General features: G+C 67.8%; 23 protein-coding genes. 13 read left to right on the forward strand and 10 right to left on the reverse strand.

Translation table 11 applies throughout. From position 1 onward, the window contains the following. The first annotated feature begins 2 nt into the window (after positions 1-2). The 8 genes from A5780_RS05675 (at position 3) to A5780_RS05710 (ending at position 6,761) form a co-directional block, all read left to right on the forward strand. On the forward strand, positions 3-746 hold the full coding sequence (locus tag A5780_RS05675; RefSeq protein ID WP_063013228.1) for an ABC transporter ATP-binding protein: 744 nt from the start codon (positions 3-5) through the stop codon (positions 744-746). Positions 747-966: 220 nt separating this feature from the next. Further along, a complete protein-coding gene (locus A5780_RS05680) occupies positions 967-1,500 on the forward strand; it encodes a VOC family protein (protein ID WP_063013226.1) in 534 nt (177 codons plus the stop codon). Between the two features lie 234 nt (positions 1,501-1,734). After that, entirely contained in the window at positions 1,735-2,682 is a 948-nt protein-coding gene (locus tag A5780_RS05685; protein ID WP_064907912.1) for an SMP-30/gluconolactonase/LRE family protein, read from the forward strand. A 45-nt stretch (positions 2,683-2,727) separates the two neighbouring features. Continuing rightward, positions 2,728-3,633 (forward strand): SDR family NAD(P)-dependent oxidoreductase, encoded by a 906-nt coding sequence (locus A5780_RS05690; protein WP_181068509.1) that lies wholly within the window; start codon positions 2,728-2,730, stop codon positions 3,631-3,633. A 32-nt stretch (positions 3,634-3,665) separates the two neighbouring features. Further along, a complete protein-coding gene (locus tag A5780_RS05695) occupies positions 3,666-4,895 on the forward strand; it encodes a cytochrome P450 (protein WP_064907914.1) in 1,230 nt (409 codons plus the stop codon). Positions 4,896-4,905: 10 nt separating this feature from the next. Beyond that, the gene (locus A5780_RS05700) at positions 4,906-5,226 is read left to right on the forward strand and encodes a 2Fe-2S iron-sulfur cluster-binding protein (RefSeq protein ID WP_063013218.1); all 321 of its coding nucleotides are present in this window, start codon (positions 4,906-4,908) and stop codon (positions 5,224-5,226) included. A 2-nt stretch (positions 5,227-5,228) separates the two neighbouring features. Next, positions 5,229-6,509, forward strand: coding sequence for an NAD(P)/FAD-dependent oxidoreductase (locus A5780_RS05705; RefSeq protein ID WP_064907915.1), 1,281 nt, complete (start codon positions 5,229-5,231; stop codon positions 6,507-6,509). A gap of 33 nt (positions 6,510-6,542) precedes the next feature. Continuing rightward, a complete protein-coding gene (locus tag A5780_RS05710; protein WP_146100958.1) occupies positions 6,543-6,761 on the forward strand; it encodes a hypothetical protein in 219 nt (72 codons plus the stop codon). Positions 6,762-6,875: 114 nt separating this feature from the next. On the opposite strand, the gene A5780_RS05715 is transcribed toward A5780_RS05710, so the two are convergent. Together A5780_RS05715 and A5780_RS05720 are read right to left on the reverse strand one after the other, a co-directional pair. Next, positions 6,876-8,117 carry an NADH:flavin oxidoreductase gene (locus A5780_RS05715; RefSeq protein WP_231982859.1) on the reverse strand — a complete coding sequence of 414 codons (1,242 nt, stop codon included), beginning with the start codon at positions 8,115-8,117 and terminating at the stop codon, positions 6,876-6,878. 14 nt (positions 8,118-8,131) lie between these two features. Further along, positions 8,132-8,728 carry a TetR/AcrR family transcriptional regulator gene (locus A5780_RS05720; protein WP_227463140.1) on the reverse strand — a complete coding sequence of 199 codons (597 nt, stop codon included), beginning with the start codon at positions 8,726-8,728 and terminating at the stop codon, positions 8,132-8,134. A gap of 133 nt (positions 8,729-8,861) precedes the next feature. On the opposite strand from A5780_RS05720, the gene A5780_RS05725 reads away from it, so the two are divergent. Further along, positions 8,862-9,713, forward strand: a complete 852-nt coding sequence (locus A5780_RS05725; protein WP_064907917.1) for an SDR family oxidoreductase — start codon at positions 8,862-8,864, stop codon at positions 9,711-9,713. Positions 9,714-9,844: 131 nt separating this feature from the next. Further along, positions 9,845-10,144 (forward strand): hypothetical protein, encoded by a 300-nt coding sequence (locus tag A5780_RS38885; protein WP_228795478.1) that lies wholly within the window; start codon positions 9,845-9,847, stop codon positions 10,142-10,144. Here the strand turns inward: A5780_RS38885 and adhE are convergent. The 7 genes from adhE to A5780_RS05760 all read right to left on the reverse strand — a co-directional run bounded on the left by adhE (position 10,117) and on the right by A5780_RS05760 (position 19,507). Beyond that, entirely contained in the window at positions 10,117-12,777 is a 2,661-nt protein-coding gene (gene adhE, locus A5780_RS05730; protein WP_064907918.1) for a bifunctional acetaldehyde-CoA/alcohol dehydrogenase, read from the reverse strand. The genes A5780_RS38885 and adhE overlap by 28 nt on opposite strands. A 722-nt stretch (positions 12,778-13,499) precedes the next feature. Beyond that, entirely contained in the window at positions 13,500-14,471 is a 972-nt protein-coding gene (locus A5780_RS05735) for an alpha/beta hydrolase (protein WP_064907920.1), read from the reverse strand. Between the two features lie 3 nt (positions 14,472-14,474). Continuing rightward, positions 14,475-15,185 (reverse strand): GntR family transcriptional regulator, encoded by a 711-nt coding sequence (locus A5780_RS05740; RefSeq protein WP_063013203.1) that lies wholly within the window; start codon positions 15,183-15,185, stop codon positions 14,475-14,477. Then, positions 15,182-16,456, reverse strand: coding sequence for a CaiB/BaiF CoA-transferase family protein (locus tag A5780_RS05745; RefSeq protein ID WP_064902516.1), 1,275 nt, complete (start codon positions 16,454-16,456; stop codon positions 15,182-15,184). The genes A5780_RS05740 and A5780_RS05745 overlap by 4 nt, the downstream gene beginning before the upstream one ends. Next, the gene (locus A5780_RS05750; protein ID WP_064907922.1) at positions 16,453-17,553 is read right to left on the reverse strand and encodes an acyl-CoA dehydrogenase family protein; all 1,101 of its coding nucleotides are present in this window, start codon (positions 17,551-17,553) and stop codon (positions 16,453-16,455) included. The genes A5780_RS05745 and A5780_RS05750 overlap by 4 nt, the downstream gene beginning before the upstream one ends. Further along, positions 17,550-18,710 carry an acyl-CoA dehydrogenase family protein gene (locus A5780_RS05755; RefSeq protein ID WP_063013267.1) on the reverse strand — a complete coding sequence of 387 codons (1,161 nt, stop codon included), beginning with the start codon at positions 18,708-18,710 and terminating at the stop codon, positions 17,550-17,552. Before A5780_RS05755 ends, A5780_RS05750 begins: the two co-directional genes overlap by 4 nt. Beyond that, positions 18,707-19,507, reverse strand: a complete 801-nt coding sequence (locus A5780_RS05760) for an enoyl-CoA hydratase-related protein (RefSeq protein WP_063013196.1) — start codon at positions 19,505-19,507, stop codon at positions 18,707-18,709. Before A5780_RS05760 ends, A5780_RS05755 begins: the two co-directional genes overlap by 4 nt. Before the next feature lie 134 nt (positions 19,508-19,641). On the opposite strand from A5780_RS05760, the gene A5780_RS05765 reads away from it, so the two are divergent. The 3 genes from A5780_RS05765 to A5780_RS05775 all read left to right on the forward strand — a co-directional run bounded on the left by A5780_RS05765 (position 19,642) and on the right by A5780_RS05775 (position 22,445). Further along, a complete protein-coding gene (locus A5780_RS05765; RefSeq protein WP_030517585.1) occupies positions 19,642-20,400 on the forward strand; it encodes an SDR family NAD(P)-dependent oxidoreductase in 759 nt (252 codons plus the stop codon). After that, the gene (locus A5780_RS05770) at positions 20,397-20,795 is read left to right on the forward strand and encodes a VOC family protein (RefSeq protein ID WP_063013194.1); all 399 of its coding nucleotides are present in this window, start codon (positions 20,397-20,399) and stop codon (positions 20,793-20,795) included. Before A5780_RS05765 ends, A5780_RS05770 begins: the two co-directional genes overlap by 4 nt. Before the next feature lie 84 nt (positions 20,796-20,879). After that, complete coding sequence (locus tag A5780_RS05775) at positions 20,880-22,445, forward strand: FAD-dependent oxidoreductase (protein WP_064907923.1); 1,566 nt, start codon at positions 20,880-20,882, stop codon at positions 22,443-22,445. A gap of 45 nt (positions 22,446-22,490) precedes the next feature. Here A5780_RS05775 and A5780_RS05780 read toward each other — a convergent pair whose 3' ends face one another. Further along, positions 22,491-23,291, reverse strand: a complete 801-nt coding sequence (locus tag A5780_RS05780; RefSeq protein WP_063013265.1) for an IclR family transcriptional regulator — start codon at positions 23,289-23,291, stop codon at positions 22,491-22,493. Between the last annotated feature and the right edge of the window lie 149 nt (positions 23,292-23,440).

Raw genomic sequence — 23,440 nt, forward strand, 5'->3', positions numbered from 1 at the left:
CCATGACAACAGTGCTGGAATGTCGCGACCTCAGTGCCGGCTACATCAAGCAGCGACCGTGCCTGCGCGGTGTGGACCTGGATCTGCACGCCGGGGAGATCACCTGCCTGCTGGGGCCGAACGGGGCGGGTAAGACCACGTTGCTCTCGACCTTGTCCGGACTGCTGCCTCGCGCCGGCGGTGAGATCCGGGTCGAGGGCGCCGACATCGTGAGCGGACGCCCACGAGCCGCGGTGCGTGCCGGAGTCGTGCTGGTGCCCGACGACCGGGCCTTGTTCCGGCAGTTGAGCACCCGGCAGAACCTGCGTCTCGCCGTGGCAGAGCGCGCCCGGCGCCGGACGGCGATCCCCGAAGTGCTGCAGTACTTCCCGGCCCTGGAGAAGCGGCTGTCGGTCGACGCCGGGCGACTGTCGGGCGGCGAGCAACAGATGCTGGCCATCGGCCGGGCGATCCTGCAGCGCCCCAAGGTCCTTCTCATCGACGAACTCAGTATGGGACTGGCCCCGGTCATCGTCCGCGAAATCCTGGATGTGCTGCGTGCACTCGCCGACGACGGCATGAGCGTGCTACTGGTCGAGCAGCATGTGCACCTGGCGCTGGGAATCGCCGACCGAGCCGCGATCCTGGTGCACGGCACGGTCGCGGATTCCGATACCGCCGAAGCGCTGCGTGCCGATCCACGCCGAATCGAGCGGGCGTATCTCGGTGAGGCAGTCGAGGAGTCGGCCGCGACGGCGGTCTCCTGATCCGGAGCTCGCCATGCGCGGCCGGCACCGGTGCGGACCGGGCACATCGGTGTCGCCGCAGTGGCCGGCCGAAACACCTGTCGCGATGCGGATCGGTCGACCCCGACTGTTCCGCTCCACGGGACGGCATCCGTGTTCGCCGGTAGGTTCGAGGGAGGATTTCGGTACTACCGTTGTCACCTGGTGTGCGCCGGTGGCGTTGTGTCGAGGAGGGCCGGGTATGCGCGGGATCAACCACGTCGTCCTGTACGTGTCGGATCTACAGCGCAGCCTGGACTTCTACGAGGGTGTACTCGGGTTCCGCCGGCTTCCCGGCGCATTTCCCGGCGCTGCCTTTCTGCGCCACGCGGACTCGGCCAACGATCACGATCTCGGTCTGTTCCAGGCCCGTGAGCGCGCGACGCCGGTATCCGGCGCTGTCGGCCTCTATCACGTGGCGTGGGAGGTGGACACCCTGGCCGAACTCGCGGCACTGCACGAACGTCTCGCCGCGGCAAGGGCTTTGACCGGCACCGGCGACCACGGCTCCACCAAGGCCCTCTACGGGCGCGATCCCGACGGGATCGAATTCGAGGTGTGCTGGCTGGTGCCCGACGAATGTGTCGAGCAGGCCCTGGTGCCGGGTACTCCGCCGACCGCTCCGCTCGATCTCGCCGCCGAGATCGAGCGTTACGGCGCGTCCACTCCGGGCGGTCCCCGCACCGATCCGACCGTGTGGGAGCGCATCGCGGCACGGTACGCGGACGGGTTCTGACAGACCTCTCCCGCTGAATGGGAGGGCGTCGGCTGACGCCGATCGCGGAAACCTATCGTCCTGTCATGCCACGTGCTTGTGACCCAGTTCACCGCCGTGAACCGGGTGCACCGGGCCTCTCGGGCCACCGCCTTCGCACCCTGCGGTAGTCGTGGCTCACGTGTGCTGTGTAGCCGGGAACGCCGCGGCTGCACCGACTTTCCGTCCCTATCACCGTTGCTGGAGGGCCTCACAATGACCAATCCCGTCGACACCGTCGCCGCCGCCGTCGCGGCGGCGCAAGCCCCGACCTACGAGGCCCGCAGGATCTCGACCGGATACTCCTGGCCGGAGTGCCCGCGCTGGCACGAGGGCACCTTCTGGTTCTCGGACATGTACACCGGAACGTTGAAGACCCTCGACGCGGACGGCAACGCCACCGTCGTCGTCGACGCGAACGCACGGGCGGCGAAGACCGACGTGCCGATCGTGCTGGGCGGATTCGGCTGGCTGCCCGACGGGCGGCTGATCGTGGTGTCCATGCACGAGAAGCTGGTGCTGATCCACGGCGGGGGCGGGCCCGAGGACCTGTCGGTGTACGCCGACATCTCCGAGCACTGCTCGGCCGCGGCCAACGACATGGTGGTCGACGCCGACGGGCGCGCCTACATCACCCAGCTCGGCTTCGATCTGTTCAAGGGCGAGGATCCCCTTCCGTCACCTCTGATCGTGGTGGAACCGGACGGCACCGTCGGCACTCCCGAGAAGGTCGGTCCGTTGTTGTGCGCCAACGGGATTGCCGTCAGCGCCGACGGGACCCGGGTCTACACCGCCGAGGTGATGGCCTTCAAGATCACCGTGATGGATCGCGCCGCCGACGGCACCCTGTCGAATCCGCGAGAGTTCGCCACCTGCCCGTTCATGCCGGACGGGATCGGCCTCGATGCCGAGGGCGGGGTCTGGGCGGCCATGCCCGGCGGCGGATATGTCGCGCGTTTCACCGAAGAAGGCATCACCGACGCCGTCTCGCTGCCGCTGGAGAACGGCATCGCCTCGGCCTGCCTGCTCGGCGGTCCCGATCGCAGCACCCTGTACCTGACCGCCGGCTACGAGGTCTTCGACTTCGAGAAGTCCGCTCGGGAAGCGCTGGGTGGCATCTGGGTGGCGGACGTGCCGCAGCACGGCGGCGACACCCGTCCCTGATCCCGTCCGAAGCCCACCGAATTCACAGAGCTCGAGGAAAAGATAATGGCAACACTGGATTTCAGCGACCGCATCGTCGTCGTGACCGGCGCGGGCCGGGGCATCGGGCGCGCCCATGCGCTGCTGCTCGCCTCGCGCGGCGCCTCGGTCGTGGTCGGCGACCTCGGTGCGAGCATCGACGGTTCCGGCGTGGACGGTGACGATCCGGCCGCGCAGGTCGTCGACGAGATCACCGCCGCCGGCGGCACAGCGGTGGCGTGCGCTGCGGACGTGTCCACCGAGGACGGCGCCCGCGCCCTCGTCGACGCGGCGGTCTCCTCTTTCGGCGGTCTCACCGGCGTGGTGAACAATGCCGGCATCGTCCGCACCGCGCCGTTCGACGAGGTGCCCGACGAGGAATATCAACGCCACCTCGACGTCCACTACTTCGGCACGCTGCGTGTATGCCGGGCGGCGTGGCCGCATCTGCTGCGGGCCGAATCGCCGCGGATCGTCAACACCATTTCGCAAGCGATGCTGGGCAATCCGGGGATGTCGCACTACGGCGGCTCCAAGGGCGCGGTGTTCGGCCTGACCCGCAACCTCGCCCTCGAAGGGCTGGACAAGGGCATCAAAGTGAACGCCGTCGCTCCCGGGGCGGGTACCCGCATGGCCGAAGCCGCCGCCGACACCTTGTCGCCGGAAATCATGGAGTACATGCGCACCTCGCTGCTGCCCGAGCACATCGCACCGGTGGTGGCCTACCTTCTGCACCCCAGCTGCGATGTCACCGGTGAGGTGTTCAACGTGGCCGGCGGCATCGTGAACCGGCTGGCACTGGTCAACACCGTCGGCATCCATGACCCAGGCCTGACAGTCGAGAGCGTTGCGGAGCGGTTCGACCAGGTCATGGCGATCACCCCCGATGCCTTGCCGCAGGTCGTCGCGCCGGCGCAGATGCCGGTGTCCTGACCACCTTCGACAGCCCCGACTGGAGTTTGCTCATGAGTACGACAGAAACGGTCACCCCGACCGAATACCCCTTCGAGCCGGTGCCGCCGAAGGACGCCGTCGATCGTTACCGGGCTATCGCCGCGGAGCGGCCGATGACGAAGATGACGATGCCGTTCGGCGGCGACGTGTGGGTCATCCACCGCAACGCCGCCGCCCGCGAGATGCTCAGTGACGGCCGGTTCGTACGTGAACCGTTCCGCACCGGCGAACGGGTGGTGCCCTACTTCGTGGAATTCCCCGACTTCCTCAGGACGACACTGCAATTCGAGGACCCGCCGCATCACACCAAACTGCGCAAACTCGTCCAGCGCTCGATCTCGCCCAAGCGAGTGAAGGCGATGCGGGATTCGGCCGTCGAGTTCGCCAACCATCTCATCGACGAGATGGTCGCCAAGGGCGCGCCCACCAACCTGGTGCACGACTATGCCGTCGCCCTGCCGATCCAGATGCTGGCCAACCTGCTCGGGGTACCGCCGGAGGACCGTCCGAAATTCCAGAAATGGAGTTCGGCGACCCTCGCGGTGGCGAATATGCCCGAGGAAGAAGTCGTCGCCAACATGACCGAACTGGTCGTGTACATGATGGCGCTGATCGAGGAACGGCGGAAGAGCCCGCGCGAGGATCTGCTCAGCGATCTGGCCAATGCCCGCGACAAGGACGACAGCCTCACCGACGGCGAGATTCTGCCGATCGCGCTGGTGCTCATCATCGGCGGATTCGACAACACCGCGAATTTCATCTGCGCCGGTGTGCTGTCGCTGCTGCGCAACCCCGACCAGCTCGAGTTGTTCCTGCAGGATCCGGACGGCATGGCGCCGACCGCCGTCGAGGAGATTCTGCGCCACGGTCGAATGGCGTTGGGAGACAAGGTCGCCGGTGGTGGCGGTCTCGTGCCGTTCGTCGCCACCGAGGATGTGGAAATCGACGGTCAGCTGGTCGCTCGCGGTGAGGCCGTGATGGTCGACCCGGCGGCGGTGGCTCACGACGGTGTGGCCCTCGAACACGACGACGTCTTCGATATCCGGCGCAGCAACAACCCGCATCTGACGCTGAGCTACGGGCTGCACCACTGCCTGGGCGCGCCCCTGGCCCGGATGGAGATGCAGGTCGGGCTGGCCGAGCTGTTCAAGCGGCTGCCCGGGTTGACACCTCACGGTGAGGCGGTCGTCGACAACGACAACCTCACCCAGCCGATCGTCGATCTGCCGGTCACCTGGTAGGAGCGTGCCGATGCCCAAAGTGTTCTACACCCAGCCCGACGGCCAGGTGCGTGTCGTCGACGGCGCCGTCGGTGATTCGGTGATGTCGACTGCGGTCCGCAACGGCGTGAACGGCATCGTCGGCCAATGCGGCGGAACCTTGTCGTGCGCGACCTGCCACGTGTATCTCGAGCCGGGCGAATGGGGGTACTTCGCCGATCCGTCCGAGGACGAGGACGAGATGCTGGACTGCACGGCCTCCGATCGCGAGGACAACTCGCGGCTGTCATGCCAGCTCACGTTGTCCGACGGTGTCGATCTGCACGTGATCATTCCCGACGAGCAGGTCTGACGATGACCGAATCGCAGGACGGGACCGATGTGCAGGCGCCGCCCCACAGTGTGGTGGTGGTCGGCGCCGCACACGCCGGGGTGCAGCTCGCCGATCGCCTTCGCGCCGGGGGCTACACCGGTGAGCTCACGCTGATCTCGGATGAGCCGCATCTGCCGTATCAGCGCCCGCCGCTGTCGAAGGCGTGGCTGAAGGGTGAGGCCACCGGTGACTCGGTGCTGTTGCGCGAACCGGACTATTACCGCGACCAGAAGATCGAACTGATCGTCGGTGCCCGGGTCACGCACCTGAGCCGCACCCCGGCCGGCGTCGAGGTGCGGCTCACGCACGACGGTGAGAATTCGATCCGGGAATTCGACCGGCTGGTGCTGGCCACCGGCGCGCGTCCGCGGCGTTTGCCGCTGCCCGGCGCGGATCATCCCGATGTGCTGGTGCTGCGCGACCTCGACGATGCCCGCCTGCTCGCCGCGCGGGTGCCGGCCGGGCCCGTCGTGGTCGTCGGCGGCGGCTTCGTCGGTCTCGAGGTCGCCGCCACGGCGCGGGCACTGGGAGCCGACGTGACCGTGATCGAGGCAGGGGAGCGGCTGCTCGCGCGGGCGGTGGGTGCCGACACCGCCGAGGCACTGCTCGCCGCTCACCGAATGATGGCGACCGACGTGGTACTGGGAGCGCTGCCGGTGTCGATCGAGCACCGCGACAACAGGATTCACGCGGTACGGCTCGCCGACGGCCGCGAAATCCCGGCGGCGACGGTCGTCGTGGGGATCGGGGCCGAGGCCCGGACCGAGCTGGCCGAGCAACTCGGACTCGACTGCGACGGCGGCATCCTCGTGGACCGGCACTGCCTGGCCTCGGACGGCTGGACTCTCGCCATCGGCGACTGCGCCACCCATGTATCCGAGTCCGGCGCTCGCTACCGGCTCGAATCGGTGGACAATGCGGTCGAGCAGGCCAATGCGGCTGCTGCGGTGCTGCTGGGCCAACCGTGCCCGCAGCGGCCCACCCCATGGTTCTGGTCGGATCAGGGCGATCAGAAGTTGCAGATCGCCGGCCTCATCGGTGGGCACACGTCGATGCTCGTTCGTACCGATCCGCAGCGTCCGCATCGGCGGGTAGCGCTGTACTTCACCGACGATGCGCTGACCGCCGCCGAATGCCTCAACTCCCCAGCGGATTTCGTTGCCTTGCGATCGGCGCTGAGCCGCGGGCATCGGCCGGGGCCGAATGATCTGGCGGACACAGCGGTTCCGCTCAAGAAGCTCCTGGCTCCGGCGCGGAGCTAGGTCTGTGTCGTCGCGATTGTACGGAAATCTGTTATGGCAAAGCTGATCTCGAGCCGCCCTCGGGTGGCGTCGCGGTTGCGTCACATCCGCATCGAAGCCGGTGCGTTGACGCTCGACTACAAGGCGAGCGCTGAACAGGCACGCGACGTGGCGTGCGCGCTGACGCAGCTGTCGTCGGATCTCATGGTCACCGTCGACGACGAGGTGTGCCGCGATCTGCCGCCCTTGCCGTGCGCTGGATTGTGGTCCTGAGCGTCGCTGCAGACCTGCCGGGAAGCCCGTTGCGGGCCTGTAGCTCGGCGCCGGACTCGTCGAATCATCCCATCGCCGAGTGGTCCTCGGCGATGGGAGATCTTTCGAACGTGGTCACACGGGAAGACCGAGTGGCTTCTCGTCGCTGACATCGCTCCGGTCGTCGGTGCTCACCAGCGGGCAACGCGTACCGGTGAAGATGCTGGCCGCGCACAGGTTGCAGTGGATGCACAGCGACTTCTTCGACGACTCCGCTCGGATGCGATTGATCAGATCCGGCTCACGCAGCAGTGCCCGCGCCATCGCCACGAACTCGAACCCGTCGCTCATCGCGGTGTTCATGTCGGCGAGGTCGGTGATTCCGCCGAGCAGCACCAGCGGCATGTCCAGTTCGTTGCGGAACTGGCGTGCGTAGTCACGGAAGTAGAGGGGTTCGTACGGGTAGTGCTCGAACACGAAGCGGCCGAACATCTTCATGCCCAGTTTCACCAGACCGCTTTGGGTCTCGGCCATTTCGCGGATCGGTACATCGCCGCGGAACAGATACATCGGGTTGAGTAGCGAGGACCCGCCGGTCAGCTCCAACGCGTCGACATGGCCGTCGCCCTCCACCATCTGCGCGAAGACCAGGGATTCGTCGAGCCACAGACCGCCGGGAACGCCGTCGGACATGTTCATTTTCGCCAGCACCGCGATCCGTCCGTCCGCTGCCTCGCGTACCGCCTGCAGAATTCGGCGGGCGAACTCCGCGCGACGGGGGAGCGGGCCGCCCCAGGAGTCCTTGCGGCGGTTGATCTTCGGGCTGAGGAACGAGCTGGCGAGATAGTTGTGACCGAGGTGAACCTCCACCGCGTCGAATCCCACCTCGATCGCGTACCGCGTCGCGCGGGCGTGATCGTCGATGATCCGCCGGATATCTGCTTCGGTTGCGGCGCGATCCAGGCTCATCGACAACGGATTCGGTCGCGTCGACGGGGCCAGCGAGGGCAGACCGGTGGAACGTGAGTTGGCGACCGGACCCGCGTGACCGATCTGCGCGGATATCGCGGCGCCGGTGGCATGCACCGCCTCGGTGAGTCGTCGCAATCCGGGAAGTGCCTCGGGGCGCCAGTAGATCTGATCGTGTTCGGTGCGGCCCTCGGGTGAGACCGCCAGGTAGGCGACGGTGGTCATGCCGGCCCCGCCCGCGCCCACCGCCACGTGGAAATCGATCAACGCGTCGGTGACCAGGGCGTCGGTGGTGACCCCCTCGAAGGTGGCGGACTTGATCACGCGGTTGCGCAACCGGATCGGGCCGAGGGTGGCAGGCGCCAGCGGATCCGGATGTGCGGGCGCGGGCATCGGGGTGACGGACATGGTGGAACTCCTTGTCAGGACTGGTTGGTGGCGGGAGTGCTGCGGTCGCCCCGGACATCCACGGGAGCGTGGATATCCATCCAGCGCAACATCTCGTCGACCACATCCGCGCAGTCGCCCTCTGCGCCGGCATCGGCCCATTCGACCAGTGCGGCGAAGGATGCGGCCTGGTAGGCGGTAGCGAGCGCGCGGCAGATCGCCAGTGGTGCATCCGGGAGGACACCGGATATGTATGTCGCCAGAGTGTCGATCCACGGCCGGTAGGCCAGCGGCGCGATGGCGGCCAACTCCGGTTCGGCGGAGATCAGGCGCAACCACCGCGGCGCGATCCGGCTGATCCCCGGGTCGTGCGAGACCGATTCGACGACGGCCGCGCGAATGACAGCCGACGGGTCGGCGTTGTCCGTCGCGTTGTCGAGGGCATCGCGAAGCCTGCTCGTGGCGGGCTCGACACCGAGGTAGGCGATATCCGAACGAGACGAGAAGTGACGCAGCAGGGTTCGGGCGCTGATGCCGGTCGCATCGGCCAGATCGCTCCAGCTGGTCGTCGAGTATCCACGTTCGGACCACAGGTGAAGCGCGCATTCGGCGACGGCCCGAGTGTCCAGCACGGACGGACGCCCGCGCCCGCGCCGAGCTGCGGTGTTCGGGGGCATGGCCACAGTTCACCATTTTTGTCGTAGTGTGTCAATATTGCGCGGAGTCGCAGAAGTGGCAGTAGGCAGAGCGGAAAGCAGGCAAGCGATGGGTGTCTATGTCGTGACCGGATCGGCATCGGGAATGGGACGAGCGGTGGCGGACAAACTTCGTCGAGATGGCCACACCGTGGTCGGGGTCGACCTGCGCGACGCCGACGTGGTCGCTGATCTGTCCACCGCCGAGGGCCGGCGCGCGGCTGTCGATGGCGTTCTCGCCGCAGCGGACGGACACCTCGACGGTGCTGTCCTGGCAGCCGGGGTCGGCCCTGCTCCCGGTGCGGAACGCCCGCGCCTGATCTACGAGGTGAACTATCGCGGCGTGATCGAGTTGCTGCAGGGCTGGCGGCCGCTGTTGGCTGCGGCGACCGATGCCAAGGTAGTGGTCTTCGGCAGCAACGCGACCACGACCACGCCCGCGGTCCCCGGCCGCGCGATCCGCGCACTGCTGGCGGGGGATACCGACAAGGCCCTGCGCGCGGTGCGGATATTCGGCCGGAACGCGCCCTCGTTCGCCTACGCGGCGTCGAAGATCGCGGTGAGCCGCTGGGCCCGGCGCCAGGCCGTCACCGCCGCCTGGGCGGGCGAAGGGATCCGGCTCAATGTGCTGGCGCCGGGCGCCATCTTGACGCCGCTGCTGGAAAAACAACTCGCCACTCCACGGGAAGCCGCGGCCATCCGCCGGTTCCCGGTGCCGATCGGCGGTTTCGGCGACGCGGGCGACCTGGCGGATTGGGTGCTGTTCATGCTGTCCGATGCAGCGCGGTTCCTCTGCGGCAGCGTGGTTTTCGTCGATGGTGGCAGTGACGCGTATTTCCGGGCCGACGATTGGCCGCGTGCCGTGCCAGTACGGAAGATCGCCGGCTACCTCCGGCGTTTCCGCGGGTTCGACGCCCGCTGACGGAGTGGGAAGGGTGCGTCGGCGCATCTGCCGGTCACCGACTGGCCCGGTTCTAGTGCCTCGTCCGAGAAAGCCCTCGGGCTGCTCGTCTTCATCGGAGTGTCGTGGAGGTCGCAGGCGGTATCGGACTGATGGTGCCACGGCTGAGTGCCCTGGCTGCCGCGGGTCTCTCGGTACTCACCGTGCTCGCCGCCGGGACGCAGGCGTTCATCGCCGACAAGCCCTCGATGGGGATCTTCCCACTGGTGCTTGCCGCGATGCATCGACGAGCACCTGTGCCTTCCAACAGAACATTGTGGCAGGCGAGATCCCGATCTCGGCAATCCACTCGGACTGGCTTTGCATGTCGCGGATCCTCGCGAGGACCCGCGCCGCCGGGGCATGCACGACCTTGGTGGCGCTGTCAGCGGGCATGGTCGCCGTCCCCGTAGTAGCCGAGCCGGAGCAGGGTGGTGATCTCGCTGATCAGCGGCATCCGCGGATTGGTGCGGTTGCTCAGGTCCTGGAAGGCGGTCATCGCCAGTTCCGGGAGCGCCGCGAGGAATTCGTCCTCTGGGACGCCGATTTGGCGGAGTGTGCGCGGCACCGCCAGCCGCTCGAGTAGGTCTCGCACCCCCTGGAACAGTCGGCGGCGGCTCTCCTCGGGTTCATGTCCGCCGAAGACGACCCGGCCGAGCTGGGCGTACTTCTCGGGCGCGACGTAGGCCGAGTAGCCGGGGGCGGGCATGAACTTGGTCGGCAGGCCGGCGTTGTAGCGCAGCGTGTGCGGCAGGAAGACGCCGTTCACGCGGCCGTGGGCGATGCCGAACCGTGCGCCGACGGCGTGCGCCAGAGCGTGGTTGGTGCCGACGAAGGCGTTCGAGAAGGCGAGTCCGGCCAAGGTGGCGGCGTTGGACATATCGGTTCGTGCGGCCAGATCGTGCGGGTCGTCGTAGGCGCGGGGAAGCGCCTCGAAGATCAGCCGTGCGGCCTGCACACAAAAGGCATCAGTATAGGGCGAGGCGAAGATCGAGGCCAGCGCTTCGAGCGCGTGGGTGAGCGCGTCGATGCCGGTGTCGACGGTCAGGGTGCGCGGCATCGAGATGGAGAGCAGCGGGTCCACTATCGCCATGTCGGGCACCAGGGAGTAGTCGACCAGGGTCTCCTTGTGATCGCCCACGGTCAGTACCGCCGCGGGCGAGACTTCCGAACCGGTGCCCGCGGTGGTCGGCACCGCCACCAGCCGCACCATGTGCGGGCTCTGGGGATAGTCGGCCATGCGCTTGCGGGGATCGAGGAACGGCAGCGTGAGGTCCGCGAGATTCGTCTCGGGGTGCTCGTAGAACAGGCGGATCGCCTTCGCGGCGTCGATCACCGATCCACCGCCCGCGGCGATGAGCACATCGGGCCCGAACGCCTCGAGCATCGCGACGCCGCGGCGGATGGCGGCCTCGCCCGGCTCCGGCTCGACCTCGCTGAATATCTTGACGTGCTGAGCGCGCAGCTTGCCGCGTAACTCCTCGACCACGCCGCGCTGTTCGCTCAGCGCGTCAGTGACGATCACGACGCTGTCGCACTCGACGTCGCGCAGGTTCTCCAGCGCGCCCGCGTTGAAGAACGTGTTGGACGGAACCCGGAACCACTGCGGTGGGCTGCGCCGGTAGGACACCGTCTTGATGTTCAACAGCTGTTCGTAGTTGACGTTCTCGGTGGTGCCCGAGCCGCCCCAGGTGCCACAGCCGAGGGAGAACGTCGGGGTGAGGTTGTTGTAGATCCCGCCGAGCGCTCCCACCGCCGTAGGCGCGTTGACCAGGATGCGCCCGGTGCGCACGGCCAGGCTGTAGGCGTCGACGACCGCCTGGTCGTGCGCATAGATGGCCGAGGTGTGTCCCAGGCCACCGTGTTCGGTGACCAGGACGGCGGCGTCGATGCCGTGCTGGACGTCGCGGGCGCGCACCAGCCCGAGCACGGGCATCAGCTTCTCGCGCACCAGCGGATGCTCGGCGAGCCGGTCGAGATCTGCGGGCAGCGGAGCGAGCAGCACCTTGATCGACGGGTCCACGGTGAATCCCGCGCGGGCGGCCAGGTCGGGCGCCGCACGGCCTACGGCCTCGAGATTGGCCTTCTCGCCGCACCCGAAGGCAAAATCGGCGAGCGACTCGGCCTGCTCGGCGGTGATCAGGTATGCGCCCATCCGTTCGAATTCGGCGACGGTCTCGTCGTAGATCGCGTCGTCGATGATGCAGGTCTGCTCGGCCGGGCAGATCACCGACGCGTCGAAGGTCTTGGAGATGAGGATGTCGACGACGGCGGCCTTGATGTCGGCCGTTCGATGCAGGTAGATGGGCGCGTTGCCGGGCCCGACGCTGAGCGTGGGCTTTCCGGCCGCGTTGGCCAGAGCGACGATCTTCTGGCCGCCGGTCACCCAGATGAAGTCGACCCCGGGGTGTCCGAACAGATAATGGGTCACCTCATGGGCGGCGTCGGGGACGACCTGCAACGCGCCCGCGGGCATGCCCGCCGCCTCGGCTGCAGCGCGCAGGATCTCGACGGTGCGCTCGCATGATTGGACGGCGAACGGCGAGGGCCGGAATAGCACCGCGTTGCGCGTCTTCGCCGCCACGATCGCCTTGTACAGCACGGTGGAGGTCGGATTGGTAACCGGGGTGATGGCCAGTACCACGCCGATCGGTTCTGCGACCCGCGTGATGCTGCGCTCGACGTCCTCGTCGATGACTCCCACGGACTTCTTGTCACGCAGGTAGTCGTAGAGGAACTCGGTGGCGATGTAGTTCTTCACGACCTTGTCCTCGAAGACGCCGAAGCCGGTTTCCTCGATAGCGACCCGCGCCAGTTCGGCGGCCGACCGGATCCCGGCGCGCACCATCGCCGCCACGATCGCGTCGACCTGCTGCTGGTCGAGTTTGCGGAATGCCTTCGCCGCGACGGACGCCGCGTCGACCATCGCGTCCACCTCGTGGTACCGGGAGATGCCGGTGTCGCCCGGCGCGATGGCGTCGGCGGTGGCGGTCTCACCGCTGCGATGCACGGCTTGGGAGGCTGGGCTGCTCCGGGTATCGGTCATGAGATCTCCTCGCGTGGAGATGCCGGTGTCCTCGGTATCCGAGGCGCATGTTCGCGACGGTACTCCCGCTCGGCGGCGTTGACTGCGGTCTTTGTGCCCTGCTATCGGCAATGCCGCGCCGCGACGGCACTCACCCGGCTGCCGCTGGGCCGAGGCCATCACCACGATCGCTCGTCGCATCCCGGCCGGTCGTTTGCTCGTCTTCGTGATCTTCTGCAACCGCCGCGGACGATCGGAGCCCCCGAGAGTCTGAGATGCCCTCATCTTGGCGAGCGGCCGCCCCGCGTCGGCGATATTGCGGACGCAGGGCACCACTTCGTCACGGGCGGCTGCCCGTAACCGTTGCCGGTCCACAGGACCATCTCGACGAGACCGAGCCAATTGCCGTCCGCGAGGCGGGCCCGCGCATGCTGCGTGAACGCGGTGCGGCTATCGCCCCGGCGGAACCTTAGCCACGGCGGCAATGTCGAATAGCGTGTGACTACACATCAACCTCCCCCCGACGTCGCCGAGCGTTGGACGCAGGCGCATGCGGATCATGTTGGCGCGTATGTACGGCCGTCCGCAATCGTGGTGATGGCTTCGGCGCAGCGGCAACCGGTTCCGATGATCGCGAAGCTCATGCGAGGGCCGACATCAGCCCGCTGTCGGATTCGGCTGCGTCCGGCCGACAGTTGGCCCACTGGGCAAGCGGTCTTCTGAGCGGAATTCGTTGTCGAGGATCAGCGTTCGTCGCGGAACCGCGCCGCGACCAGCGCCCCTACCTCGGCGATCGCCGCACGCCCTCGCGCGACCGATGGCGCCTGCATGGCGAATCCGTGGCCCACTCCCGGGTAACGCAGCTGCACAGTCGGCACGCCTGCCTCCCGGAGCCGGTCGCCGTAGTCTTCGACGCCGTCTCGAATCGGGTCCGCGTAGCCTACGGCGATGATCGCGGGTGGCAGATCGGCGAGCGAATTCGCTAGTGCCGGAACGCCATAGGCGTCGTCGGTCGAGGGATCGGGGCCGAGGTAGAGACTTTTCATCCAGTCGATGTCCTCGGCGGTGAGGAAGGGGGACGAGCCGAACTCGCGCATCGAGGGGCGGTCGGTGCGGCGCTCGACGCCGGGGTAGAACAGCACCTGCTGCGCGATCGCGGGGCCGTTGTCGTCGCGGCTGCGCAATGTCGTGGCGGCGGCGAGTCCGCCGCCGGCGCTGTCTCCGCCGACGCCGATCCTGGTCGCGTCGACGCCCCAGTTCGATGCGGTGTCGACGGCCCAGCACAGCGCCGCGTAAGCCTCGTCGTTGGCGACGGGGTAGCGGTACTCCGGGGCGAGGCGGTAGTCGACGTTGAACAACACCGCTCCGGTCGCGTCGGCGATATCGCGGGCGAGGCGGTCGAAGGACCGCAACGTGCCCATGATCATGCCGCCGCCGTGGAACCACACCAGGGCGGGCGCATCGGATTCCGGTGCGGTCAGCGGATGGTAGACCCGCACCGGGACGGCGCCGTGCGGGCCGTCGAAGGTGGTGTCGCGAACGGTGCGCATGTCGGGGCCGGGGGGACGCACGATGGATTCGAGGGACCGGCGTGCGGCTTCGACTCCGGCGGCGTGCATGGGGCCGGTCTTGTTCGCGCGGACTCGCTCGAGAATCACTTCGACGTCGGGATCCCAGGCGAACTGGTAGGGCTTGTACCCGCTTGATGCGGTCACGGTTCACTCCTCGAGAGGTACGGGAGGCGCGTCGGTTCGCGTGGCGCGCAGCATCATCCCGGTGCTGGTCTCTCCGCCGCGGCGGTGCTCGTTCATCAGCTCGACGAGCCGTTCGTTGTCGTGGCGGGTCAACGCTTCGATCATCTGGTCGTGTTCGGCCACCACGCGGGCGCGCGCGGCCGGGTCGTACAGGTAGGCGGCGTGGTAGGGCATCGCGAGAGTCCACAGCCGGCGGATCTCTGCGACGATGAGATTCAGTGGGGATCGCTCGAAGATCACGAAGTGGAAGGCGTGATTGTGCATCCGCATCGCGAGTACATCACCCCGTTCGGCTGCTTCGACCACCTGTTGTGCGGTGTGGGTGGCTTCCGCGAGGGCGTCGGCGGGAAACGCGGGCAGCGACAGCAGCACCTCACGTTCCAAGGCCGCGCGCATCAGATAGATCTGGTCGAAATCCGACTGTTGCAGCCGCGCGACCGTGTAGCCCACATTGGGTTCGTGTGCCACCAGGCCCTCGGCGGTCAGATGGCGCAGTGCTTCGCGGATCGGCAACCGGCTGACACCGAGGCGTTCGGCCATCAGGACTTGGCGGATCGGCTGGCCGGGAAGCAACTCCCCGGTCACGATCAGGCGTTCCAGTTCCGCGACCACCCGCCCGGCGGCGCGGCCGACGTCGCGGCTCGTCGGTGCGGGACTTTCAGTCGGTCTGCTCACGGGTCCCCGAAGATACCAGCCGAGCGCCAGGCGCCGATTCGATCGGCGGGGTAACCCATCGCGGTCAGCACCGATGCCGTGTCGGCGCCACGGGCGACCGCAGGGCGGGGGCGGCGGTGCGGCGATCGGCTGAGCGAGATCGGTACACCGACGCCTCGGTAGTCCGGCGCTTCGATGAACAGCTCGCGGTGCCTGGCCTGCGCCGACTGCAGAGCCTCGTCGACGGTGTTCACCGAGCTCGCCGCGACACCTGCCTCCTCCAGACGGGCGGCGAGTTCGGCTCGGGGCCAGGCCGCGATCAGTTCGCCGAGCAGTGCTACGAGTTCCTCCCGATGTGCGTGCCGCTGCGCGTTGGATGCGAAGCGTGGTTCGTCGGCGAGCTCCGGCACACCGAGCGTCTTTGTCAGCGAACGGAATTGGCGGTCGTTGGCGGCGCTGACGAAGAAGTCGCCGTCGGCGGCCCGGAACACCTGATAGGGGACCACGGTCGGATGGAAATCGCCGGTTCGCTGGGGGACGCTTCCGCTGGCGATCCAGTTGGCCGCGTGCGGATGCAGGAGGGAGATGACCGCGTCCAGCAACGCCATATCGACCAGTTGCCCGTGCCCGCTGCGGTCGCGCTCGAGCAGCGACAGCAGGATGCCGTTCACGGCGAGATTGGCGGTGACGATATCGACGATCGGCACGCCGACACGCAGGGGGTTGCCGTCGGGATAGCCGTTGATACTCATCAGGCCGCCGAAGGATTGCAGGACCGCGTCGTAGCCGGGAAGCCCGCCCATCGGGCCGTCGACGCCGAATCCGGTGATGCGGCAGTAGATCAGTCGCGGATACAGCCGACTGAGCACGGTGTCGAAATCGAATCCCCAGCGAGCCATCGTGCCGGCCTTGAAGTTCTCGATGATCACGTCGGCGCCGGCGATGAGGTGACCGAGAATCTCGCGTCCTTCGGTGGTGCGCAGATCCAGGCAGATGTTGTCTTTGCTGTGGTTGAGGCTGCCGTAGTAGGCACTCGTACCGGAATCCACGAACGGTGGCCCCCAGCCGCGGGTTTCGTCGCCCGCCGGCGCCTCCACCTTGATGACCTCGGCGCCCTGGTCGGCCAGCATCTGCGCCGTATACGGGCCGGCCAGGACGCGGCTCAGGTCCAGGACGCGCAGTCCGGTGAGCACGCCGTTGCCGGTGGCGGTGTCGGCGCCGCGCCATGCCGCCCGGCCGTCGATGCGCAACTCGTCACCGGCCTCGGCCGGTGCGGGTGGGGTGATGCTCATCGGGAATTCCCTTCTGCGACAGTGGGTTCGCCGGCCGACTCGGCGCCGACGACGGCATCCCACAGGTCCGTGCCCTCGTCGAGGATCTGCCCGGCGAGGACGTCGGCCCAGTAATCTTCGGACCCGTAACGGTCCCGCCAGGCCCACAGCGCCGTGGTGAATCGTCCCAGGCTGTGTTCGGTGGTGAATCCGATCGCCCCGTGGATCTGGTGCCCCGCGGCTGCGACTTCGCGAGCCGATGCCGAGGTCACCGCCTTCGCGGCGGCAATCGAGGCCCGGCGGAGTCGAGGGGCCGACTCTGCGGCCTCGGCTGCGGCAGTGGCTGCCGTCTGCATCAGTGCGGCGCGGGCGGCGAGCCCGGCGAGGCGTTGCTGAATGGCTTGGAATTTCGCGAGTGGACGTCCGAACTGGGTGCGTTCGCCGGCGTAGCGCAGGGTTGCGTCGCGCACCGAACCGGCTACAGCGGCCAGGGCGACCGTATAGGACTGCGCGCCGCGCTGCTCGAGTTCCGTTGCGCCGACCGGTGATTCGGTATAGAGATCGACGGGTGTCGCGTCGAACCGGTAGTCGTCGAGTGCGGCGCCGAGCAGATCGGTGCCGGGCTGCACCTGCACGCCCGGGGCATCGGTGGCGACGATCGCGATCGACGGGAGCGCGGCCGGGGTCGGCGGCTCGAGCAGGACGACCAAACGGGCGGCGTCACGACCGTGCACGACATCGGTGACGATGCCGTCGAGGACGGTGGTGCCGTCCACTTCGCGTGTGCTGCAACGATCGTCGGCGATCACCACGGTGCTCGGCTCGGCTGCCGCCGTACCGGTGCAGTGCGCGAGCAGCGGACTCGCCAGCAGGCTGTGCTCGATCAGGAGGGTGATCGCGCCGCGCTCCGCTGCGGCGTACGCTACCGACAAGGCATCGGCGGATGTGCCGCCGCTTCCGCCCTGGGTCTCGGGAATGCCGATCTCGGTGAAGCCCGCTTCGGCCAGTGCGTCCCAGACAGCGCGGTCGGATGCGATGGCGGGCGTGGTCGTATCGATGCCGATGCGGTCGATCATGTCCGCGACCGCCGCGACCAGTTCGGTATTCGGATAGGTCATCGCAATCCCATTCCGCGCGCGACGATTCCGCGCAAGATCTCGTTGGTGCCGCCGCGCAGCGTGAATGCCGGGGTATGCAGCACACCGGCAGCGAGCAACCGTGCGAACCCGTCGCCGCCGCTGCGGCGCGGTTCGATATCCGTGCACGCGCGAATGGCCTCCACCACATCACCTTCGAAACTCGAGCCGAGATCTTTGACGATCGCGGCGAGCACATCGGGTTTGCGTCCGGCAGCGAGTTCGGTGGTCACGGCCAGCGACATGCGCCGCAGGGCCCAGGCCTGCGCGGTGAGCGATCCGAGGGTGGTGCGTTGCTGCGGTGTAGCTCCCGAGCGGCGCAGTTCCTCGGCCCAGGCGCGCAGCAGCGGCATGGTCGACAGATAGCGCTCGGGCCCGGAACGCTCGTAGGCCAGTTCGCTCATCACCTGCGCCCATCCCGAGCCGCGTTGTCCCAGCAACGTGTCCGCGCCGACGTGCACGTCGTGGAAGACGACCTCGTTGAAGTGCCGGCCTCCGTCGATGCTCTGCAGTGGCCGTACCTCGATGCCGGGCGTGGACAGTTCCACCAGGAACTGCGACAGTCCGCTGTGGCGGTCGCCCGGACCGCCGTCGGTGCGGGCCAGCAGGACCATGGCATGGGCGACGTGTGCGCCGGTGGTCCATACCTTCGTGCCCGAGATCGTCCACGAGCCGTCGGGGCGCTGCACCGCCTTCGTGCGGACGGCGGCCAGATCCGAACCGGCGTCGGGTTCGCTCATACCGATCGCGAAGAACAGCTCGCCGGCGGCGATTCCGGGCAGATATCGCTGCTTCTGCTCCTCGGTCCCGTTGGCGAGGATGCCCGGCGCCATCTGCCGGTCGGCGATCCAATGCGCCGCGACGGGCGCGCCGTGGGCCAGCAGTTCCTCGGTGACGACGAAACGCTCGAGCAATGAACGGCCATGTCCCCCATAGTGTTCGGGCATCGTCATGCCGAGCCAGCCGCGACGACCGAGTTCGGCGCTGAAGGCGGGATCGAATCCGCTCATCCAGTTGTCGGGCGCCGGGGTGAACACGCCGGTGTCGAGTTGTTCGCGCAGAAACGCGCGCACCTCGGCGCGCAACTGCGCCACCTCGGCGGGACCGGCCTGTGACCGGCTGCCGGTAGCGGCGGTCATCGGCCCGGTCCCCGCGATGACCAGGACGCTTCGCCCTTGCGCGACATGGACCACATCTGCACGCCCCGTTCGATTTCCAGCGCCGAGGCCCAGCTCACCGCGGGGGGCCCGAGTTCCAGGCGGGCGCTGGCCATGATGCGGCGGGTGAGTTCGGGATCCGCGGCCGCCGGCCCGGTGAGTTCGGCGATCCGGCCGTCGAGATCGGCTTCCTCCGCCACCAGGTGGGCGAGCCCGCGCTCGACCGCTTCGGTCCCCGTGAGCGAGTGTCCGCACGCCGCCAGTGCAATGGTGCCCGACCATCCGACCGCGCGGCCGAGCAAGGCGAGATGTCCACCGCCGGGGTGGATTCCGCGAGCCAGGAAACCGCTGTCGAGGCGGGCCTGTGGAGTGACGGCCATGAGATCGGTGGCGAGAGCGAGATTCAAGCCCGCGCCGACGGCGCCGCCGGCCACCCGCGAGATGGTGGGAACCGGCAGCGAGCCCACCCGGACGAAGGATCCGTAGACCGCGGAGGTGCGGCGCACCGCGTCCGGGGAGGCGGGATCGGCCGATGACGCCGCCAGATCTCGGGTATCGGCACCGCTACAGAAATACGCGCCGGCCGCGCGCACCACGACCGCACCGATGTCGGTGTCGGTCTCCACGCGCGCGCAGAAGTCGTCGATGAGGGCGGCCATCTCCAGGCTGATCGCATTCTTGCGCCGCGGATTGTTCAGGGTCACAGTGGCGACCCCGTCGGTGAACTCGGTGCGGACCGGCGGTTCGGACGGGGTGCCGACGGGAGTGTCGGACGTCATGCGGCACACGCTAGCAGATTGGATCCAAAATAAAATCCAATAATGATTGACAATCTGCACCAGGCTCGGCGAGTGTGCAAGGGCAGGTCGCCATCCCTGCGATGTGATGGCGCAATCAAGGGAAAGGTGCATTCGTGTTCGAGTTGGATGGACGGATCGCCCTGGTCACCGGTGCGGGCCAGAGCGTGGGCGAGGGGATCGCGACGGTCCTCGCGCGTCAGGGTGCGACGGTTGTGGTGAACGACCTGCACGCCGACCGCGCCGAGCGGGTGGCCGCGGCCATCGCCGGGGAAGGTAATAAGGCGATCGTGCGGGCGTTCGACGTCACCGACTATCGGGCCACGGTCGATGCGGTGCGTTCGGCCGAGGCCGAGCTGGGCGGGCACGTGGACATCCTGGTCAACAACGCCGGCATCGCCGAGGACCGGGTCAGCAAGCCGTTTCGGGAGCTGACGCCGGACCAGTGGGCGCCGTCGATCGACCTCAACATCTACGGCGCGATGAACTGCATCAAAGCGGTCATCGACGGTATGTGCGATGCCGGCTGGGGACGCGTCGTGCAGATTTCTTCGGGTAGTGCGCGCACCGGACAGAACATCAACGTGTCGATGTACGCGACCGGTAAGAGCGGTATCGAGGGCTTCATCCGCCACCTCGCCGCCGAGACCGGTCAGTACGGCGTCACCGCCAACATCGTGGCGCTCGGCCTGCAAGCCAACCTGGTGGACAAGATGCCGCCGGAGCAGATCGAGCGACTCATCGCCGGAGTGCCGATCGGGCGACTCGGCGACCCGATCGAGGTCGGCGCGTTCTGTGCCTACCTCGCCTCGAACGAGGCGGGCGGGATGACCGGACAGACCCTGGACTTCAACGGCGGATCGCAGACCCGATGACCGTTGCGCCGACCACCCTGTCGCTCACCGCGATCCGGGTATCGGATCTGCCCGCCGCTACCGAGTTCTACACCGCCGGTTGCGGATTCACCGAGGAACGATCGATTGCCACCGATGCCTTCGATGCGGTGATTGTGCGTGCCGGGACGGCCGGGATCCAGTTGATCGCGCCGCGCGCGAATGCCACGGCACCCGACCACGGCAACATGCTGGTGAAGCTGGTGCTCAACACCGCCGACGTCGCCGCACTGCTGGCCCGTGGGTGCGCACACGGTGGCACCCAGGAAATGCCCGCCACCGTGCTGACGGAATTCGGTTGCACGATCGGCAAACTCCGTGACCCCGACGGTTACCTCATCGAGGTTGTCGGGCCCGCCGAACTACAGGACCGCTGAGCGGGAAGTCCGGGCGTGGTGGCGATCCACGGCATTTAGCGTGGCGCCGTTCACGCCCGGACCGGAGAATGGAGCAATGCGGCGATGACCTGGGGTAATTCATACGACGTCATAGTGGTGGGCTCGGGTGGCGCCGCCCTCGCGGGCGCACTCGCCGCGGCCCATCGCGGTCTATCGACCTGCGTAATCGAGAAGACCGATCGCTTCGGCGGCACCTCGGCGTATTCGGGCGGCAGCGTGTGGCTGCCCGGCAACCATGTGCTCGAGCGGCAGGGCGTCGAAGACTCGGTCGGCGCGGGACTGACCTACTTCAGCTCGCTCGTAGGTGAACACACCCGCCCGGAGGTACAGCGCGCCTACCTCGAAACCGGCCCGGTCGTCGCCGACTTCCTCGAGAACACCGTCGGTATCCCGCTCGAACACCGACCCTTCCCCGACTACTTCGACGCGCCCGGACGAAGTGCCAACGGGCGCAGTATCTTCGCCGGCGCGATATCCGCCGAAGAGGTCGGCGATCGACTGACCGACATCCGGCCGATGGTGGCGGCCGACCAGTTCGGCATCGAGCTGGACCGGTCGATGCTCGACGGCGGTCAGGCCTGGATCGCGCGCATGGTCCTCGCCCTCGACGCGACCGGCAACGCCGACCTGATGCTGTCCACACGCGTCACGGAACTGGTCCAGGACGAGTCGGATCGGGTGACCGGCGTCGTGGTGGCCGGCCCGGCCGGCACTCCGACTCGGATCGAGGCGCGTGCCGGCGTTCTGCTCGCCGCGGGTGGCTACGAACGTTCGGCGGAGCTGCGCCGGACCTGGCAGGACATGCCCACCGCGGACTGGAGTTCCTCGCATCCGGACACCGGGACCGGCGACGCGGTGTCGCTCGCACAAGCGGCAGGCGCCGCCCTCGACCTGCTCGATCAGTCGTGGTGGTGTCCGGCCACGCTGTTCCCCAACGGGCACGCCGCATTCACCCTCGGGGTGCGCGCCGGAATCGTCGTCGACGAGACCGCGCAGCGCTTCGCCAACGAGATGCTGCCCTACGATCGCATGGGCCGGGAGATGCGGGAGCGGATGCGCCTGGGGCACGGTGACGGCTTCTGGTTCATCTTCGACAACCGATTCGGTGACGACCTGCCCGCCATCTGCGTCCCCGTCCCCGACCGGGCGGAGATGTCGGAGGCCGGACTGTGGCACACCGCCACCGATCTCGCCGGTCTCGCCGCGGCGATCGGCGTCGACGCCGAGCAGCTGACCGAGACGGTACGCCGGTTCAACGAATTCGCCGGGCGCGGCAAGGATGACGATTTCGGTCGCGGAGAGGATCCGTTCGGTCGCTTCTTCGTCGGCGCCGCCTCGCCCGAACCGTGTCTGCTTCCTCTCGACGGTGCACGATTCCATGCGGTGCGCCTGGTCCTCGGCGACCTCGGAACCAAGGGCGGCGCCGTGATCGATCGCGAGGGCGCAGTGCAGCGGCCCGACGGATCGGTGATCGCCGGGTTGTACGCCGCGGGTAATTCCGCGGCTTCGGTTGCGGGGCCGGTATATCCCGGTCCCGGTGTCCCCCTGGGGTCCGGCATGGTCATGGCCTATCGAGCTGTCTCGGATATGGCAGGGCGGCTCAGCGCCGCGGACGCCACCGCATCCTGATCGAGGCTCGGGCCGCGACGTACAAACCGTCGCGGCCGAGCCGCATCAATGGGAGGCAAGGTCGGCTGCTACGCAGCGATCCCAGATCTCGCGGGCCGCCATCCGCACCGGACCGACGAGTTTGCGGTAGTCGAGCGTGGTGACCGACGCGCAGACGGAGATACCGGCGAGGTTGCCGTAGATATGGTCCGCCGGGCCGATGGATACCCCGACACAGCCGAGTCCGGCGAAGGCTTCTCCGCGATCGAACGCGGCGCCGCGCTCCCGGATGACGGCGAGTTCCTCCTTCAGCCGGGCGTCGGAGGTGATGCTCTGCGTGGTGCGTCGCACGAGTTCACCGGTAGCCATGTGGTGCAGGGTCTGCACGATCTGCGGATTGTTCGCGGTCTCGCTGAATGCGATCTGTGCCTTGCCCACGGCGGTCAGGTGGGCGGGCACCCGCTGTCCCACGGCCGTCGGGGTGGGTCCTGATGCGCGTCCGTTGACCTTCGCGAGGTAGACGGTGTCACCGTGGTCGACCACACCCAGCTGGATGGTGAACCCGGTCTGCTGGGCGAACGCCTGCATCACCGGACGCGCTCCTTGCAGCAGACGATTCTGATTCAGGGCCGCCTGTCCCATTTCGTAGGCTTTGACGCCGAGTTCGTACGTCTGCTCGGGCGAGCGTGCGAGCCAGCCCGCGCTCGCGAGCTGTTCGAGCAGCCGGTGCACCGATGAGCGGGGCAGACCGGTCCGGGAGGTCACCTGGGCCAAGGTCAGCGGCCCTACTCCATTGAAAGTCTCCAGCACCAGCGATACCCGCTCGACCACCGAGACCGGGACCCCGGCAGTGCTTGTTGTTCTCACCAGACCTCCCACCAGCCACGTCGCTGTGATGCTCGCCACGGTACTACCACGTGCATGTGCACGTCGAACAGCAGTGACGAGCGCGGGCACGACGATCGCACGGATATGGGATCGGCATCGAACGACCTTCCCGATGAGCGAGATATCGC

The organism is Nocardia sp. 852002-20019_SCH5090214, from assembly GCF_001665865.1.
GTDB classification, from domain to species: Bacteria; Actinomycetota; Actinomycetes; order Mycobacteriales; family Mycobacteriaceae; genus Nocardia; species Nocardia nova.